At 32.1% G+C, this 19492-nt stretch carries 12 protein-coding genes and 1 pseudogene; 9 read left to right on the forward strand and 4 right to left on the reverse strand.

What is annotated here, in order from left to right; genetic code table 11:
• The first annotated feature begins 43 nt into the window (after positions 1–43).
• From radC to EUC40_RS04760, 8 genes are all read left to right on the forward strand, one after another.
• Positions 44–595 carry a RadC family protein gene (gene radC / locus EUC40_RS04725; protein ID WP_156573898.1) on the forward strand — a complete coding sequence of 184 codons (552 nt, stop codon included), beginning with the start codon at positions 44–46 and terminating at the stop codon, positions 593–595.
• A gap of 553 nt (positions 596–1148) precedes the next feature.
• Complete coding sequence (locus EUC40_RS04730; RefSeq protein WP_061535636.1) at positions 1149–1718, forward strand: restriction endonuclease subunit S; 570 nt, start codon at positions 1149–1151, stop codon at positions 1716–1718.
• Between the two features lie 18 nt (positions 1719–1736).
• On the forward strand, positions 1737–3329 hold the full coding sequence (locus EUC40_RS04735) for a type I restriction-modification system subunit M (RefSeq protein WP_061535635.1): 1593 nt from the start codon (positions 1737–1739) through the stop codon (positions 3327–3329).
• A complete protein-coding gene (locus EUC40_RS04740; protein WP_061535634.1) occupies positions 3319–4575 on the forward strand; it encodes a restriction endonuclease subunit S in 1257 nt (418 codons plus the stop codon). The genes EUC40_RS04735 and EUC40_RS04740 overlap by 11 nt, the downstream gene beginning before the upstream one ends.
• Positions 4576–4597: 22 nt before the next feature.
• A complete protein-coding gene (locus EUC40_RS04745) occupies positions 4598–7750 on the forward strand; it encodes a type I restriction endonuclease subunit R (protein WP_061535633.1) in 3153 nt (1050 codons plus the stop codon).
• Positions 7751–7826: 76 nt separating this feature from the next.
• Positions 7827–9329 (forward strand): SIR2 family protein, encoded by a 1503-nt coding sequence (locus EUC40_RS04750; protein ID WP_061535632.1) that lies wholly within the window; start codon positions 7827–7829, stop codon positions 9327–9329.
• Positions 9330–9347: 18 nt separating this feature from the next.
• Positions 9348–9968 (forward strand): TIR domain-containing protein, encoded by a 621-nt coding sequence (locus EUC40_RS04755; RefSeq protein ID WP_156573900.1) that lies wholly within the window; start codon positions 9348–9350, stop codon positions 9966–9968.
• 606 nt (positions 9969–10574) lie between these two features.
• A complete protein-coding gene (locus EUC40_RS04760; RefSeq protein WP_230305644.1) occupies positions 10575–11096 on the forward strand; it encodes a hypothetical protein in 522 nt (173 codons plus the stop codon).
• A gap of 998 nt (positions 11097–12094) precedes the next feature.
• Here the strand turns inward: EUC40_RS04760 and EUC40_RS04765 are convergent.
• From EUC40_RS04765 to EUC40_RS04780, 4 genes are read right to left on the reverse strand one after another with little or no spacing between them, the layout of a single operon-like run.
• The gene (locus EUC40_RS04765) at positions 12095–12793 is read right to left on the reverse strand and encodes a hypothetical protein (protein WP_061535629.1); all 699 of its coding nucleotides are present in this window, start codon (positions 12791–12793) and stop codon (positions 12095–12097) included.
• Entirely contained in the window at positions 12786–14501 is a 1716-nt protein-coding gene (locus tag EUC40_RS04770) for a site-specific integrase (protein WP_061535628.1), read from the reverse strand. The genes EUC40_RS04765 and EUC40_RS04770 overlap by 8 nt, the downstream gene beginning before the upstream one ends.
• 8 nt (positions 14502–14509) lie before the next feature.
• Complete coding sequence (locus EUC40_RS04775) at positions 14510–17785, reverse strand: hypothetical protein (RefSeq protein WP_242216195.1); 3276 nt, start codon at positions 17783–17785, stop codon at positions 14510–14512.
• Positions 17760–19109 (reverse strand): hypothetical protein, encoded by a 1350-nt coding sequence (locus EUC40_RS04780; protein WP_061535627.1) that lies wholly within the window; start codon positions 19107–19109, stop codon positions 17760–17762. Before EUC40_RS04780 ends, EUC40_RS04775 begins: the two co-directional genes overlap by 26 nt.
• A gap of 181 nt (positions 19110–19290) precedes the next feature.
• Here EUC40_RS04780 and EUC40_RS04785 point away from each other — a divergent pair.
• Positions 19291–19458: pseudogene (locus EUC40_RS04785) on the forward strand (JAB domain-containing protein); the annotation flags it as partial.
• Positions 19459–19492: the final 34 nt, after the last annotated feature.

The following is a 19492-nucleotide window of genomic DNA, read 5'->3' on the forward strand; positions in this document are numbered from 1 at the left end:
TGCATGGGGTTTTCTTTGAGAGAACAAATAAAGGGGTGGAGAGATGAACGGTATTCGTGATGTTGTCAGAGAAGAGCAGCCACGGGAGCGTTTATTGTTAGAAGGAGCTGGTAGTTTATCGAATCGGGAGCTTCTGGCGGTGTTACTTAGAACAGGTTCTAAAGAAGAGACGGTTTTAAAGTTATCAGATAAAATTTTGCATCACTTTGATGGCTTACGTATGTTGAAAGATGCAACGTTAGAAGAGTTAGTCAGTATACATGGTATTGGGATTGCAAAGGCATCTCAGCTTATGGCAGCCTTTGAGCTAGGTAGAAGAATGGTGCGTTTAGAATATCAAAATAGATATAGCATTCGAAGCCCGGAAGATTGCGCGAGATACATGATGGAAGAAATGCGTTTTTTACAACAGGAGCATTTTGTGTGCTTATATCTGAACACAAAAAATCAAGTTATACATAGGCAAACGATTTTTATTGGAAGTTTAAACACATCAATTGTACACCCAAGAGAAGTTTTTAAAGAAGCGTTTCGCCGCGCAGCAGCCTCTATCATCTTTTTCCATATAGGTAAACTTTATATGGGTCGTAATTAAAATTCGTTGTAATGATGGGCATATATATATTTCGCCCATTTTTTGATGAGCGAAATTAAAAATTGTATACAAATGTATATCTTCCTAATTATAAAAAGTTTAGTTTTTTTCTTCTTGAAATAAACTAAACTCTTTAATCAATTCATTTAAGACGAAGTCTATGGATTGTATTTGCCCTAATAAATTGTCTCTAATACATGAAAATTCATTTTTATTTATTTGACTTACCATGATTTCTTTTCTCCAATGAAGTCGTTTAATATAGTCTTCTATCTTCCCGCGCCGAAATGTCTCTGCTATTTTAATCACTCCTACTATCTTTGTATTGTATACATTTGTATATGTGTTAAATTACAGTATATTTTTATAGTATAACCATAAGGATATTTAACTTTACATCATTTTCTCAGCTTTTAATTAGGATAGAGAAGTTTAAATGTAATTCTTAAAAATTACATTTAAATTATTGACGGAGTATTTTCAGAGTGATATGATTTAATCACAATGATAATTAAGTAATTTTAAAGAATTACTTTTTAAAAGAGGGCGGGATATGAAACTTGAAGATATCGTAACAGTTAGAATAGGAAGAAACCTTTCTAGAGGAAATGAGAAAAATGATCTGACTTTAGTTGCTTATTCGTATGAGGATTTAATGAATGACTTAGATGGATCATTTCTAGAATCACAAGCTAGTTTTTATGGCGGAAATTCAAATCATAAAGACAGCCATTTGAGCAGTGCCGGAGATGTTGTTTTCAGCTTTGTTAGTTCCAAAGCTGGGATAGTGAGTGACTTGAACCAAGGGAAAATCATAAACCAAAACTTTGCAAAACTTATTATTGAACATGATCATTTGGATAGTAGCTATTTATGTTATGCATTGAATGAATCGTACTCAATGAAAAAGCAAATGGCAATTTCCATGCAAGGAAGTACTGTACCAAAATTAACTCCAGCAATTTTAAAAGAGCTGGAAATCAAGTTGCCAAGTATTGAGAAACAACGGACGATTGGAAAAGCTTATTTCTTTTTAAGAAAGCGTCAAGCTTTGGCAAAGAAACAGGCAGAACTTGAAGAGAAAATTTATTTAAACATATTGGAGCAATTAGACCGACAATAAAAAAGTGAGGAACGTAACATGGCTGAATTAAATTCAAAATTATTTAGTGCCGCAGACAACTTGCGAAGCAAAATGGATGCGTCAGAATATAAAAACTACTTATTAGGATTGATTTTTTACAAGTACTTATCTGATAAGTTATTAGAAAAAGTAGTAGAAATAGCAGATGAAACGCTAGAGGAATACAACACACAAGAAAAACAAACTCAATTATATAGAGAATCATTAGCAGATGAAGATATAAAAAATGACTTGATTGAAACGTTAGTAGATACATTAGGTTATGATATTGAACCAGATTATTTATTCAATGTATTAACCGATCAAGCTAACCAAAACACGTTTCAGTTGAATGACTTGAATAAAGCCTTTATCGATTTGTCTACGAAATATGATCAATTTAATGGATTGTTTGATGATGTGGATTTGAAATCAAAAAAACTTGGATCAGATGACCAACAAAGAAATATTACTATTACTGAGGTACTGAAAAAACTAAATGCTGTCGATGTAATAGGACATAATGGCGATATCATTGGGGATGCCTATGAATTCTTGATTAGTCAATTTGCCTCAGAAGCTGGTAAGAAAGCTGGCGAATTCTACACACCTCATGAGGTATCTGACATGATGGCTCGTATTGCTGCAATTGGTCAAGAAGACAAAAAATTGTTTAGCGTATTTGATCCAACCATGGGATCGGGTTCTTTGATGCTGAATATTCGTAACTATCTTAATCATCCAGATAGTGTAAAGTATCATGGACAAGAACTAAATACAACGACCTATAATCTAGCGAAGATGAACTTGATTTTGCATGGTGTTGATAAAGAAGATATGCGCTTGCGAAATGGGGATACGTTGAATAAAGATTGGCCGACAGATGAGCCTTATACCTTTGATTCTGTCCTTATGAATCCACCATATTCTGCAAAATGGTCTTCGGATGATACATTTTTAGATGATTCTCGTTTCAACCGTTACGGGAAGTTAGCGCCAAAATCAAAAGCAGATTTTGCTTTTCTTTTACATGGATTCTACCATTTGAAAGATTCAGGAACAATGGCAATCGTCTTACCGCATGGGGTACTGTTCCGTGGAGCTGCAGAAGGTGTGATTCGTAAGAAATTACTAGAAGATGGCAGTATTGATGCTGTTATTGGTATGCCAGCAAACTTATTCTTTGGGACATCAATTCCAACAACAGTCATAATATTGAAGAAGAATCGTACCACTCGAGACGTGTTATTTATTGATGCAAGTAATGAGTTTACTAAAGGGAAAAATCAGAATAAACTTTCCAAAGAAAATATTGATAAAATTATCGAAACTTATAAAAAGCGTGAAGATGTGGAGAAATATGCCCACGTTGCTACCTTTGATGAAATCAAAGAGAATGATTTCAATTTGAACATCCCTCGATACGTAGATACCTTTGAAGAAGAAGTGTCTGTTGACATGGCATCAGTTGGTTCGACTATTAAAGATATTAGAAAAGAAAAAGCAGAACTAGAAGCCAGTCTATATAGCATGATTTCTTCCCTACAATTTGATGAAGAAAATGCAGAATGGATTAAGGGTGCATTAGAGGTGTTTAACCGTGAAAGATAAACGTATACCAGACATTCGATTTTCTGGATTTACTGGATATTGGGAACAGTTTAATTTAGGAAGTATCGCAACTAAAATTGGAAGTGGTAAAACTCCTAAAGGTGGAAATCAAAATTATAAATCGGAAGGGATTCCTTTGTTGCGATCACAAAATATTTTCAACGATAAAGTGAATTTTAATGAAGTTGTTTATATTACACCTGAAATTGACGAAGATATGGCAAATAGTCGTGTTCAAAAAGGTGATGTATTGCTAAATATTACTGGCGCTTCAATTGGTAGAAGTGCAGTGTATAAATTAAATCATAAAGCAAATGTAAATCAACATGTCTCAATAATCCGTCCTTCTGGCGGAGTAAATCCTTACTTTATACAATTAAATATAACGTCTGAAAAAGGTCAAAAACAAATTGAATTAAACCAAGCTGGAGGAGGAAGAGAAGGGCTAAATTTTCAACAAATAGCCAAAATGAGTTTCTATTTTCCAGACATATTAGAGCAAGGTAAAATTGGGGATTTTTTCATACAACTGGACAATACTATCTCTCTTTATCAAAAAGAACTAGTCATCCTCAAACAAACAAAACAAGGATTTTTACAAAAAATGTTTCCAAAAGAAGGAGCATCTGTGCCTGAGTTTCGCTTCCCAGGGTTCACCGAGCATTGGAAACAGCATAGGTTGGATTCAATGGTGGATAGATTAAAGTCATATCCTTTATCCCGTGATGTCGAGACGAGTGATTATACGGGATATAAGTATATACATTATGGTGACATCCATACGAAAGTTGCAGATAGAATAGATAAGTCGAGCGATTTGCCGAATATAAAAGCTGGAAACTACGAACTTTTAGAAAAGGGAGATTTAGTATTAGCTGACGCTTCGGAAGATTATAAAGGAGTAGCCGCTCCTGCCGTAATCACCATAGACACACCGTACAAGCTAGTTTCCGGACTCCATACAATAGCTTTGAGGCCAAAAAAAATAGATTCTTTGTTTCTTTACTATTTTATTAATTCACCAATTTTTAGGAAGTATGGTTACAGGATTGGGACGGGAATGAAAGTATTTGGAATTAGTGTTACGAACCTTCTAAAATTCGAAAGTACTTTCCCTTCACTGGAAGAACAATCTAAAATCGGTAAATTTTTTGAAAAACTAGACAATACTATCGCTCTTCATCAACGCGAATTAGATGCTTTAAGAGAAACAAAAAAAGCTTTCTTACAAAAGATGTTTGTATAAGTAAGTAGATGGGGGAAGGAAAATGATATCACATAACGATGAAGCTGAAGTAGAACGTCGACTCATTGAAGTCTTAGGTGAAGGGCATAATCAGTGGAATTATCGCCCAGATTTAAGATCTGAAGAAGACCTGTGGGAGAACTTGCGTCAAAAGATTACACAAAATAATTTATCAGAAATTGGGGAATATCCCCTTTCTGATAAGGAATTTGACACGATTAAAACAGAATTACTTTCAAAAACAAAAACCCCTTTTGATGCCGCTAGATGGCTTAAAGGAGAAAATGGCATCTCTCGGATTACGATTGAACGTGAAAATGTATCTCTAGGTTCAATGTCGTTGGTATTGTATTCCAACCAAGACATTGGTGGCGGAATATCTACTTACGAAGTCGTTCATCAGATTGCGAAACAAAAGGCAAACGTTGATGGGCGTAATCGCCGATTTGACGTGACGCTTTTAATCAATGGGTTGCCAATTGTTCAAATTGAATTAAAACAGGTGAGTGCTAAAGACGGCGTATTCCAAGCCTATAATCAAATCAAGAAATACGCAGAAGAAGGGATGTTTAGAAATAATATCTTTTCTACTCTTCAGTTATTTGTCATTTCCAATGAACAAACGACTCGCTATTTTGCCAATGCGCTGCCAAAAGACATGCATAAGAAATTTATTTTTAGCTGGCGAACAAAAGATAATCGAAAAGTAGAAAAACTTTATGAATTTGTGAAACAAGTCCTAAATATTCCAGATGCACATCGCTTGATTGCCAATTATACGATTGTGAGTGAGGAACAAGACAATAGAGCCTTAATGGTCTTACATCCTTATCAAATTCATGCAATTGAAGCCTTGTTTACCTCTGCCATAAAACATGAATCTGGATATGTTTGGCATGCGACTGGTTCAGGAAAAACGTTGACAAGTTTTGTTTCTACAAAATTATTGGCTCGTAAACCAGGTGTAGGTCGTACAATTATGCTTATTGACCGAAAAGACTTGGATAATCAAACTACGACAGAATTCACCAAATTTGCTTCCGAGTTTAATACCGGCATTTCTTCTGGTAGTGCCAAAGCTAATAGCTTGATTGTCGGAACTGGAAGTGCGAAAGAGCTAAGTGATACACTATTATCTGATGCTAATTCCAATACAGTAATTATTACCACTCGTCAAAAATTAGAAGCTGCCTTGCGCTATGCCCAAAGACAAGAGGAACAAAAAGGAACCAAACGCTTTAAAAAACTACTGGGGCAACATATTGTCTTTGTCGTGGACGAATGTCATCGAGCGGTAAGTGCCGAAGGAATGGAAGAGATTAAAAAATTTTTCCCTAATTCTACATGGTTTGGCTTTACGGGTACGCCAATATTTGATGTGAATAAGAAGCAAGCTAAAGGCCGATTAGCTCGTACCACTCGTGATCAATATGGAGAAGTTTTACATACCTATACCATTAAGAACGCGTTAGATGATGGGGCTGTTTTAGGATTTCAAGTAGAACATGAAGATACGATTGAACCAACATCGTTAAATAATTATATTTTTGCTCAACTGCGTCAAAATGAAAAATACGCTCATTTTAGTGATGATAAAATTAACGACATTATTGATCAAATGGATGTTATGGAAAAGGAAGCATATCTTGAACCATCTTCTTTCGAAAGTGATGAACATATTCAAAAAGTCATTCATAAGATTTTTCGACCAGATAATGCTTATACCAAATTTGATTTCCAAAACGGTCGCCCGCAAAAGTCTGCAATTCTAACGACGAGTTCCATCGATATGGCTAAACATTACTATTGGGCAATCAAAGAAATGACCAAAGATCCAGAATGGTTGAAGAAAAAATTTGCTGGACATCCGATTCGAACAGGGCGTACGATTGAAGATTTAGATTTTCCGCGGATTGCTATCACCTATTCGATACAAGAAAACGAAGATAATTCCAAACAAAATCAAGATGAAATGAGAGACATTATTAAGGACTATAACGATTATTATCACACCGCTTGGTCAATAGAAGATATTGAACGGTATAATGGTGATATCAATAATCGCTTAGCTTGTAAAAAAGCGGAGTTTAAAGAATTTGGAAAACAAATTGACCTAGTCATTGTTGTAGACCGCTTATTAACTGGATTTGATGCACCAACGATTCAAACGTTATTTGTGGATAGGAATTTAAGTTATGCCAATTTAATCCAAGCCTTTTCTCGAACCAATCGTACCTATCCCGGAAAGACAAAAGGATTGATTGTGACATTCCGGAAACCTTCGACAATGGAACAAAATGTTAAGGATGCCACGAAGTTATATTCTGAAGCACAAGAGGAATCTAATCTTGTTTATCCAACTTATGATGAATCAAAGAAACGTTTTAAAAAGGCCCACAAAGTGTTAACAACGTTAGTTCCAAATCCAACCGATATTAATGAGCACTCACCTCTTGAAACTAGGATTGAATTTGTGAAAGCTTTCCAACAGTTGAACAATGCCTATGGAGCTTTAGTTACATATGATGATTACAACGATGATATAGAGAAATCAACAGCACTTCAAGAACAGGTAAATACTTTAGAAGAATATATTGGTGTATACAACACGGTTAAGGGTTCATTAGTAGATGAAGAGGACCAAGATGGACAGGTGCCAGATTTCTCAAGTATTGAATTCTATGGAGAAAATGCGATTAAGATCTATGATATTGACTCAACCTATATTGATAGACTATTAGGAACGTACTCGGCAAATAATCAGAATATCCGTGATGAAATCGAAAAGGCACTACAGAAACTAAAGAAATCAGAAATTGTTAAAGGTGTATACCGTGCAATTTTAAACGCTATTGATGTTAAAGAAATAGATTCAGAGGAAGATATTCTTGTAGTGAAAAGAAGCTTCTTCACTGAATCCTATAATAAAGCAATTAAGGAATTTGCGAATACTTGGTTTGTGGAAGAAAATGAGTTACATTTATCTGCGATTCAGTATGTGATAGGAACAGACCCTATTCCGAATATTGGGGGGATCATTAACAGCAAGCAATTTGATAAGTATAAAGCCGTACACCCAGATGCAAAACCATTGAAATACGGACCAGAAATGAAGCGTCAGTGGAGAAAGACATTAGATGAAGTGATTATACCTTTGGGAGATGAGTTACGTTAGATTATTAGTTTTAGATATAATAACGCAATTAAAATAAAGAGTAATCCATATTGTTGCAGGAGGTGTTATGTAGGTAATGACAGTTGATGAAAGAGATAAAAAGAACTTTATAAATTCATATGTAAGGGCCTTGAATAACGGTAGAGCTGCAATATTTGCTGGTGCAGGAGTTTCGATTCCATCTGGTGGAATCAGCTGGAGTGATTTACTTAGAGAGGAAGCGGAGTCTATAGGGTTAGACATAACGAAAGAAAATGATTTGATATCAGTAGCTCAATATATCTATAATGAGTCAGGTACTAAGCAAACTATAACTAACCTTTTAAAGAATAAGATCGCTCGCGAAGGAAAAATAAATAAAAACCATGAAATAATAAGATCATTGCCCATACGAAAAATTTGGACGACAAACTATGACGATTTCTTAGAAAAGGCATACTTAGATGTAAATAAGGTGATCGATGTAAAAAAATCCATCGAAGATATGGCTACTGAAATAGATTTCTCCGAAACTACTATTTACAAAATGCATGGTGATATAGGAATACCGAGTAGTACGGTATTACTTAAAGATGATTATGAAATTTATGATAAGAAGAATGAACTTTTTACCAAGACTCTTCAGACAGACTTACTTAGTAATACATTTTTGTTTATTGGATTTAGTTTTGATGATCCAAACTTAGAAAGTATTTTATCTAAAGTTCGAATTATGTTAGAAGGTAATCCCCGTCGACACTACTGTTTGTTGAAAAAGATTAGTGAGAGTGATCCTGAATTTGATCAGTTTGATGACCAAAAAGAAAAAGCTCGGGAACTAGAATATAGAATTAATAAACAACGATTAAGAGTAGCGGATTTATTGAGATATGGAATTAAAGCAATATTGGTTGATTCCTATGATGAGATGACTCAATTATTAGACTCAATTAAAAGAAAGTACTTATCAACTAAAGTATTTGTATCTGGGGCATACGAAGGAGTTGATAATTTCCTGGGGGAAACCGGTGATGATGCTTTAAAACAAGCCAACCGTTTTTGTGAAAAATTAGGAGAAGTATTATTTACTGAAGGCTTTGAAATATCATCTGGTTTTGGTTTGGGGGTTGGCAGGAATGTCGTAACTGGTGTTTTAATTCAAGAATCTCTTTTAAATCATACACGAGCAGGTTCTCAGCTGGTAATTAGACCTTTCCCAACACAACAAACAGTACCTGAAAAAAGTGCATACCGTGAGAAAATATTGTCTGAATGTGGTGTGACAATATGTGTTTTCGGAAATAAAAAAGCTAGTGGGAGCAATGAATTAATAAATTCTCCTGGTGTTGAAGAAGAGGCAAGAATTGCTGGAGAGTTAGGACAACTTGTTTTATCTATAGGTTCAACTGGATACGTTGCAAAAAAAATATGGGAAGATCAGCTAGGAAAGATAACAACCACTTTTTCTGAGAACCCGAAAATTATAGAAAGCTATAATAATCTTAACAATCCTAATCAAAGTATTGACCAGCTTATTGATGATATTTTGATTATCTTAAAAGAATATAAAACAAACCCAGAGAAGTTTAAAAGTGTTTAATAAAGGGGAGAAGGCAGAATGGGGACAAACGTATTTATTTCATTTCGTTTTAGTGATGGTAACGATTTAAAGGAAGAACTAGAAGAATTATTTGACTCATCAACTGAAGTCTTTAATAGATCTGAAAATGAGGACCGAAGTACTATGAGCGAAGACACGATTCAGAAATATCTATACGAAAAACTTAAACAAACCTCTGTTACAATTGTACTATTAACTCCTAAAGCGGTTTCCTATAAGAAAGGTATTTTTGGATTGTATGATGATTGGTTGTATGATGAGTTAAGATATTCTTTGGAGGATCGAAATGAGAATCGTACAAACGGTGTAGTTGCTGTTTACACAAATGAAAGTAAAGACTTAATATTAAGTACAAGCTCACATACTTGTAGTGTTTGTAATCAAGAATCAAATTGTGAGGTAATACTGGATTTTGATAATCTTGTGAGAAAAAATGTCCTAAATGTCAAAGCTGCCTATAAATCTAACCCTTGTAACAATTTATTTGATGAGGATAAAGACTCTTATATTTCACTGGTCCATATAGATGATTTTAAGAAGGATTATGTGAAATATATTGAAGCGGCAAAAGAAAAACGTGATAGAAAAGATGAATTTGAACTAGTAAAAAAAATGTGAATTTAAGCTGATTTTTTATGGGCTTCAGTTTATTGAGCTCCTAATCGATTGGGAAACGGCAACAATCCCCTTTCTCTGATGTCATAATGTCTTTGTAATAAAGTTTGATTAAAAATCATAAGGCCTAATTTCACCTCATATAAAATGTTGATTTGAAATAAAGTTTAATCAAAAAAGCTCCACAAACCTATATTATATGGTAGATAAGAAGACTCCGTTTTGAAAAAAGCTTAATCAAAATGGAGTCTTTTCTATTCAAATAAACATTCTTTTTATAAAAAAGTTTGATTAAAATTCACTTGGAATTCTTTAATTAAAAGGGGAAAACAGCGTAACTCAAAATTTTAGTAAAAGTTTGGTAAGCGCAATACATTAACAAAAATATTCTTGATATAAAATTGAATATGGCAGATTATAAATGTATATTATAGAAATAATTTAATGGAAGGATTTGATTGTTATATTAATGAAAATTAATAGAGAAGCATTTGATGAATTTAATCAAGTGTGTAATGATTACTTTGAAAAAGACGCAAATAAACATTTTGAAATAAACACTAAAATTATGCTTTGCAAGATATAAACAATAAAAATGATGATATTAATGTGTATGAATTAATATCAGTTTCAGACAAAATATTAACATCAATAGAATACTTGTTAAAATCATTAACAGTCTATGAGAAAAAGAACGACAAAGACGAGTTTTATGGTGTTAAAAGTGAAAATAGGGATAAATATGATTATTTTAAAGCGATTAGATCATATATAATTGCTCATCCTCTAAATACAACATATAAAGAATATGAAAGATTTGGATTTAATAAAAATGTAGTATTTGAGGATATTCAAAAGACAAAAGAACTTCATAAAACTTTAATGAAAGAAATGATAGAAAACATTGAAACGGCTGATTATGTTATGACGTTTACAAAAATTAATCTTGATTTTGAAAATAGTGATATTGAGAATATTGATAACTTGGGCGAAACGTTTAAAAAAGGACTTAATATAGAAGAAGACATATTGAGTCTAATTAGATATGCTATTGATAACATGATGGTCATAACAGAGCATTTAAAAGTTATGATTTCTCAAAATGAGACTACAATAAATGGTGTTGAATAAATCGAGAATGGAGGTTTAAAATGTGAAAAATATACAGAGTTTACTAAAAAAACCATTTATTAAATATCCATTAGCCCTAATTTCAGCTATAGCTATAATAAAAACAGGCTATGATTTGGGCTCTTTTATAATAAAGTTAAAATACATTTAAATCATAAAAAAGAAATTAATCTTTTTGAACAAAAGATTAATTTCTTTTTTATCGCAACTTTATTCAAAACATCGCGTCTTTTTTATAAACATCATAACTTTATTTAAAAGCAAAATAAAAAGCTATTGTTTTGAATAAAGATTGATCAAAACAATAGCTTTCTTTTTTTAATTTATCTACTCATATACTCAGCACTTACAGCGATACCAGATACTCCTGTCCAAAATGTTTCCGATACAACAGATATAAGGAATTTTGCATTTAGAAGACTAGGTAATTTTTTCATAGACATCTCTCCCGTCAATGTTTTTAAGCTAATAATTCTTAATACAATTGCTAACAGGAGTAAGCTTATTGCTACTGGTATAGATGGGGCTGTAGTTACACTTGTAAGTGCTCAATATATGATATTTTAACTATAACTATTATATCACGAATGTTCAGAAAGGTCAATGTTGGTCAAATATCACTTTATATAAATGAATTTATGTAAAAACCATTTTCGGAATGGAACTATATAATTATCCGGTCTTCCACTAACCTGCTGTGTTAGTTATAAATATATTTTTTCAAAATCCTCATAATAAGCCTAACAGAATTACCCTAATTAAAGACGGTACAACAAGCAATAGATGGCTATAGTTTTATAATAACGAGCGTTACCAAAAAAAGATTAAAGCGGCTAAGTTACATTGGAGTACAGGGTTCAAGCCGCTTAAAGTATTTTTTATTATTTCCACTACCTAATTTACAGGAGAATCAGACACCATTGCCTGCCCACGATAAATGGGGAATGTGGTAAAAAGTAATAATATTTTATTTGAAGTGAAATTAGTATACAAAAAAATTAATCAAACTTGTTTCTAAATCGATTTGATAACTTCCTCTCGGTTTTATTACTATTAATCGAAATTACATTCTTAGACGAATTGTTTGCTGTTTTAGTTTTTTTGAATTCCTCGAAAAAGTCAATTGGACTAGTAAATAACTCTTCCATAGCTCTTATAGCCATTCCTTTGGTTTTATGACTAGACTCCATTAATATGTGATGATATAGATCAAATAAAAGTAGCTGAATCTGATTTTGCTTTTCTTGTAATTTGTTATATTTCTCTTTTTGTATGGAGAGTTGCTTTTTATAGTCTTCATTTTTTTGTTTAAGTTCGTTTTCTTTTTGTATTCCTTTAATAATTAGCTTTTCTAATGGAAGTAAGCTATTAATTAAAGCCTCTTTATTGGCGTATTTTTTATCGACTAGATCTACTATGTTTGGAACTGCTTTCTTTGTATCATTTGAAATAGGAAGTCGATGCGTAAATACAGCATTAGCTTCATCTACTAATTCTCTACCTAGGCGACCTTGTTTTCTCCAAAAAGATTCTGATGTATGTGTATCTAAGCGACCTTGCTCAACTAAATAATTAGAAAAATAATGGATATCCGAATACTTAATCTGACCGGATACATTTTTTTCCTTTTTATACAAATAGATTATTTCTTTTACTTGAGTCTCTGTTAATTTTACCTTACGCCCCAATTTATTCATCAAAAATGCCTCCTTTTGAATTCAGAGTTTGTAGCGCTGTTAAATTACTTATCTCGGCTTGAATTTGTTTTGAGGTAGTTTTTAGCCGTCCTAATGTATTAGGATTTATTTGTATCAATTCGTTTTTTAAAATATTTGAATGTAAATTTTTTATAAACGCAAAGAGTTCATGGATATGCTTTCTTTTTTTAAACAATATTTCTTTAATTAGTTCTTCTTTTTCCAGAATCTCTTTTGTGTTAATTCTCCAATGAGAACAAAGCATACATTCTTCAGACTCGCATCTTTGCAAGGCATCTGTACAATAACCTATTTTTAATTTTCCTTGAAAAGAAGAGGTAGGGGGAGCAAATGCTTTTAATTGAATTTCTTTAGGGATAAAAGAATCATTTATAGTATCTGAAGTTTGTCCTTTATCTTGATTTTCTTTCAAGTATTTAAATTTGGAAAATAATTTAAATACTTCACTATCAATCCAATATTCTATATGAGATGAATAGTGGTATTGTGCATTAATTGTTTGATGTCCGCCGAGTCTTGCGATTTCAACTGGAGAAATTCCTTGCATCATGAGAGAAACGAAAGCAAGGTGTCTAGTATCATTAGGGCTGAGATGATATTCTTTAGGAATATCACAATTATACGTTTTATTAAGTACATCTTTGTAAAATTTTGTGATTAATCTTTGCAGATTCTCACGATTAAAATCAGTACTAACCCTTTTCTGTCGTTTTCTTTGATTGGATGAATCTGTCCATATTAAAGAAGGATACGAAACTAGGGTATTAGAATAACCATACGATTGAGTATCGTTAATATAATTATTTATGAGATCATATATATCTTTTGATATAGCGACAGTATCAAGTATTTGGATGTTGCGTTTATTGTTGGATTGTATCTTTCTTCTTGGAAGATGTATGTAGTACTCATTATTGTTGACTGATAAGCAATTTCTTTTTATGGCAGCAAATTCTACGCTTCTTATAGGTATAACATTGGTCAGCTTCCACCAGATTAAAAGAGGGTAATATAAAATCTTTTCCTTTTGTACTGTTATATCTAAACTGCCTTTTGCTTCTAGCTGTTTAATTGTTTCAAAATGTTTTTCTAAATAATAAGAAAATTTCAGTATTTCCTTTGAAGGTGGAAGTTGCCTAACACTATGAATAAAATTAAGTTTAGAATTTACTTCATGAAGTTTAGGGATGAAAATCTCTCCAACCTCAAGGTCACTATAGTCAAAAAAATTCAACATTGAAGTTATTAAGTAGATTTTAGTGTTGTTTTGAATGTTTGGTTTATGTAACCATTCTATGAATTGATTAACAGTTTCTTTTTGGAAGCCATGGGTTTCTTTAAATGCTAGTAAGAAGTGATAATATTGGTTTACTACGGTTGCAGTCTTGAATTTGTTTAATAATTCTGAAATCCAACACTTAACTATGAGTTTAAACTCATTTGGTAAATCAGTACTAAACATATGTGTGTTTAACTCGTTGAAGTCAATTTTATGTGTTCTGCCTTTAGAGTTAGGATTTGCCAATAACCATAAATCATCATCGAATTCACCCGTTATCAATAAATCTAATTTCTTTAATTGTTGTAACGTGCTTTTGGATTCTTCAATGGTGGTCAGTAGAGAAAATGATGATTCTGATAGAGCTTCTATTATCTCTTCATTTATTCCTAGTTTAATAATATTCATATATCCTCCTATAATTCGTACTGTGTTGTAGGGACATAGGTGAGATATTCTTCGATGTCTTTTTCGAGTTCTAGATTATCTAATAAAGCCAATAACTCAAAATAGCCTTCTTGTTTTTTTTCGAAAAACTGGAATACTTCTTCTTTTCCAAATGAAACACAAGCATCGTGTAATATATCCATCTCCATGTATAAAAGATTTGCTAACTTTATTCGTTCAGTATTATAGGGAGTGTTTTCAAATTGTTCTTTAAAGCTTTTTAAATGGGAACTAATACTTTCTGTAATTGCGGAAAGTGCATAAAAGTTAGGGATAGCATATACACATTGTTTGCAGCTCTTTGCTGGGTAGATACAGCCTGTTTCTGATACCAAGCATTGGATATGTTCCTCTCGGCTAGGAAGTACATTACAATTTAGTTTGAATAAATAATCTATGACAGCTTCCTTTCCAATGTTTAAAATCATGTCACCAATTAATCTTTTTTCTGATAAAACATTATTAATAAATTCAGATGTAGCTTCTATCTGGTAAATATCCTTAAATTTTTCATTTAATACAGTAATTTCATGTGTTCTTTGTTCGCGATTATTTGATTCTCCTAAAAGTACTTCCGCAAAAAGGTTAGTAATATATCCAAAGTGTTTTCTTTGAAATAGCTGGCGAGATAAGTGATCTAATTCTCTTTCTGGGATGTGTATATAAATATTAGTAGTTTCAAAGTCTGCATGTGCACGTAATCTTTGAGCGACTTCAAGTGCAGCTCCTCCATGTCCTTTTTGAAGAAGTAAAATATACATAAATGATAATAAGGTTCTATTCATTTTCCTATTTTCAAAAATAAACTGCGAATCACTAAAATTTTTAAAGAAAGCTTTTTGAGCCGTCTCAGTAAAGTGTTGATGTTTATTTCCGAAATCAATAATATGATTACGCATTGGAAAACACTCATTTGCTACAAGTTGACATATAATTACTGCCGTTGCTAAAGAAATTGTAAGATCTCTTGAGCAAAAAAAACGGTTAGTTACTTGTGTTTTTGAGACGGTTAAATCTTTTGCAATAAGTTGAGTGATAACCTTTTGAGCATCTTCGATGCTCAATTCTTGATTTTTGAATTGTTCTAGAGATGTTATATGAATTAGTTTTAAATCAACACTGGGGATTTCACATACATCTTTGTGTCGCCAAGCATTGTTTAAGTGAATTAGTATATATAACCATGAAGAAGCGTAATGTTTACTTAATGTGTTGTGCTTCCTTTGGTATTTATAGTCATTGATTTTATTAATAGCATCATTGATCGCCTTAGTTTTGTGTAATGTTATGCTATTTGTATAATCGAATAAAAGTTGGTATTGTTCGTATTCATAAATATCTTTATCTTTCTTTTTTGATTTTGTGGCATATGGATTTTTTATCATTTTTAAGTTGAACGTTGGTAAGCTATTAACTTTTAATTCATTATAATAGCTATTTATAAATGCATATAAAACAAACTGATGTGTAATAGGGATTTGCTCATTAAATAATACAAGGTTAATTTCTTTAGAAGATTTGAGATAGAGTTCTTGATTTCCTAGTGAATTAATGAGGTGCCTTGTACACTTTACTAGTTGAGATACATTTGCTTCAACTGTTAGTTTGTGTGCCTTAGATAGTTTCAATTTATTGATACAATAGCTCATCCATTGATTCTGTGTATGCCAACAATTTGTAGGGAATGTCAGCTCATATATATCTAGTTGAGTTAAGAAGGAATCAGCTGGTTTACTGTAGTTTAATTGAGCGATTTGTTGCTTAATTGTATCTTCTTTAATAAAGGCATCTACTTCGGATTTTAAATAAACAAAGCTACGACGATTTTTACTATTTAAAGCTATTTTAATTAAATAAGATGTTTTGTACTTAGTGAAATACTTATCAACATGCTGAGAATAACCTTTATTTCGAAGGTATTGTGGAGTACAATATTTTATTTTTGCTTCTTCTTGAAGCTGCTTTAATTGGTTAATATCTGTTTTTAGATATATTGTAGTATCTTTGTAATAAAGGAAATCTAGATTTTCTTCCTTTCGAATTTGTTGGAGTTCTGTATCATTCGCATTCAAAATGTCTTTGACTTCTTTTAATGTATAATAGCTATTAATCTTAAAGGGCGCCCTGGGTTCGGTGTTGCTAAGTGAAAGCTGAGGAGTATGAACGAATAGGTGTTCAATATCTTGTTTGAAATAATAGGATAATGTGTAGTGAAATGTTAATTTTTTTATATTGTTTTTTCCAACCCAGTAGTTAAGGTCTCTGTGAGTTATCTGATATTCCTGTACTATGTCATTGTTTGAAATATATTTTTCAAAGAATAGATCCAACCCGGTACGTTCAATAAATATAAACTCCCTCTCAATTGGTATTTCGAATTTTTTGTATTTAATTCCTACAGATTTACATATATGAAGAAGATTTGGGATGAAATTAACTTGTAGTTGAGAAATTGTAAATTGTTTTATACCAAATAATCTAGTAACTTTGGTGAGTTTATAATAATGTTGATGTAGTTCACCTACTAACTTAGCGTACTTTACGAATGATTTCTCTTCAACGAAGAACTTATTATCGGTATCAAAGAAGTACTTAAAATGCCCCAATTTCGCTATCTTGATTAAGGTCTCTACTTTTTTTGCTACATGACTATACTTAACATCCTTAACTACCCTAGCCCCAATTAACCATGTAAATTCATTTGAGGTGGTATTGTATTTTACAGCAGCTTGTTTGAGTATGTTGAAATCACTGATTGAAATGAATGGGTTTTTAATAGTTATCTTTACCTCATTTATATCTGTTTTTCTTAAGATCATATGGTAATCGTGTAATGATAGGTTAAGTTGTTTTAATATATCATCTCTGTGTATAAATTCTTCTAAAAAACGTAGCATGTCAATTTTTTTTATATACTCTTTGTTTCTAAATACTTTAAAATCAATTAACAATAGGTCTTTATTTTTAATAAGTCCTTCTTTATAGTGGGTAATTTTCCCGTTTTTTCTTACGTGAAATACTTGTTCAATAAATGAATGAATGGATAAGTAGTTTTCGTGTATTTCACTTTCAATTTTTATATATTTTTTTATCTCTGATATTGATACGAAAGGGGTATTGTTCTCGTTTTTTATAGTAATAAACCCTTCTTTTTCAAGTTTTTGTAATTTGAATCGACTCATGTTCAAGTGTTTAAATTCAGGATCCGTTGCTACTGAGTTAATAGTAACTAAATCTTTTTTCACGTTTGAGTACACCATCTTTCCAAATTTTTTTAACAAGATCATCTTCAATAAATCCAATACGTTCAATAGGGATATTTTTGATTTCATCCATTGCTTCTTTTATAGATTCTATTGTTAGTTTTTCATCTACATAGTCCATTGCGGAGTGGATACTTCTATCACCACGCCCGATAGCAATTTGAGTAATGCTTAATCCCATGTCCATCAAAAAATTTGTGAAAATACCTCTTCCTATATGTGTCCCCCAGTAAGAGTCGCTAAATAGCCTGTAATCATCATATCGTTCGGCTGCTAATAAAGATTCAAGAAAATGCTTTTTTATCTTTTTAAATCTTTTTTCGTATACTTTTCCAGACATGGCGTTTCCATCTTTATTAATGAAGAAAGCAAAAGGATTTTTTATTTCCTTTTGTTTAATTTCGAGCATTTTTCTATGTTCTTCGTAAACTTCCCATACCAGATCATTATCTAAAACGCTTTGTCTAGTTAAATGGGTTTTAAGGTAGTTTAATCGCTTTGGGTACTCATTTTTTGTATCTGTTAAGTGTGAGAATAATTTATTTCGGTTATCCTGGATTTGTACAGATAGACTTTCTCTTGTAGAAGCAAAGATATCTCCTCTAGTGATGTTTACAACTTCTCCTTTTCGTAGACCGCCATAGAACTGTAAGCAAACACCAAAGGCAATGTCAGGTGCTACTTTTCGTGCTACTTGAATAAAGTGCGCAGTAAGAGAGTATCTGTTTACACCGAAATCTTTTAACTTTGCAGTTCTTTTTTTCATTGTATCTTTTGAAGGGAATCTAGTTTGGAGGCTCGCATGTCTAAATAACGATTCAATTATAGGATTACCATTAGCATCCGTTCTTGATTTTACTTCAAAGTGTTGGTCAATTAAATCTAGTTCTTGTAAATATAGATAAAACTTAGTTAATATCCCTTCGTGCTGTAGTACTGTAGAACGCTTAAGTCCACATAATGTTAAGTGTGAAATATATTTACTTCCATGACTAAGGGTGAGGCCCCTAACCCCTTTACTTTGAAGTGATAGGAAAAAGTTGTTCCCTTCCTTTATTTTATAATATATAAAATTCAGAAAACGACAAACGATATAGGCTGGTATTGTTTGTGAGTTTAGGGATTTTCCCATGTATGCATATTTAATTCTTATAAAATCTGTTAGTGGATGAGGTATTGTAATGCCCGTTTGTTTATCCTGAATTCCAATAGCAATAATTCTATTTGTAACAATTAAGTCTTGTATTGTTTCTTTTATAGGTATTTCTTTGACGACAAATCGGTAATTTGTTAGATTGCTGTTCATTTAAATACCCCCTTAAAAATATATTACATTAATTGAACGGGTTATTAAATACTACGTAGTAAACTGTTTTGCCCTTAGGGATAAATGGATGGTCTAAATGCTCTTACCTATAAACCATTGATAAATATGGAGTTACATAATAAATGTAGAGATAAAATTAATTTTGGCCAAAACTGTACCTATATGTCTTCATAACCATCCCTCAGGAGATCCTACGCCGAGCAGAGAAGATATTGAAGTAACGAAACGTTTAGTAGAATGCGGTCAGATTATCGGAATTGAAGTGCTTGATCATATTATAATAGGTGACCATAAATTCGTGAGTTTAAAGGAAAAAGGTCATATTTAAGACTATGCTTTTTACTTATTTTGTTTTATAATGT

The organism is Bacillus luti, from assembly GCF_009739945.1.
Taxonomy (GTDB): domain Bacteria; phylum Bacillota; class Bacilli; order Bacillales; family Bacillaceae_G; genus Bacillus_A; species Bacillus_A luti.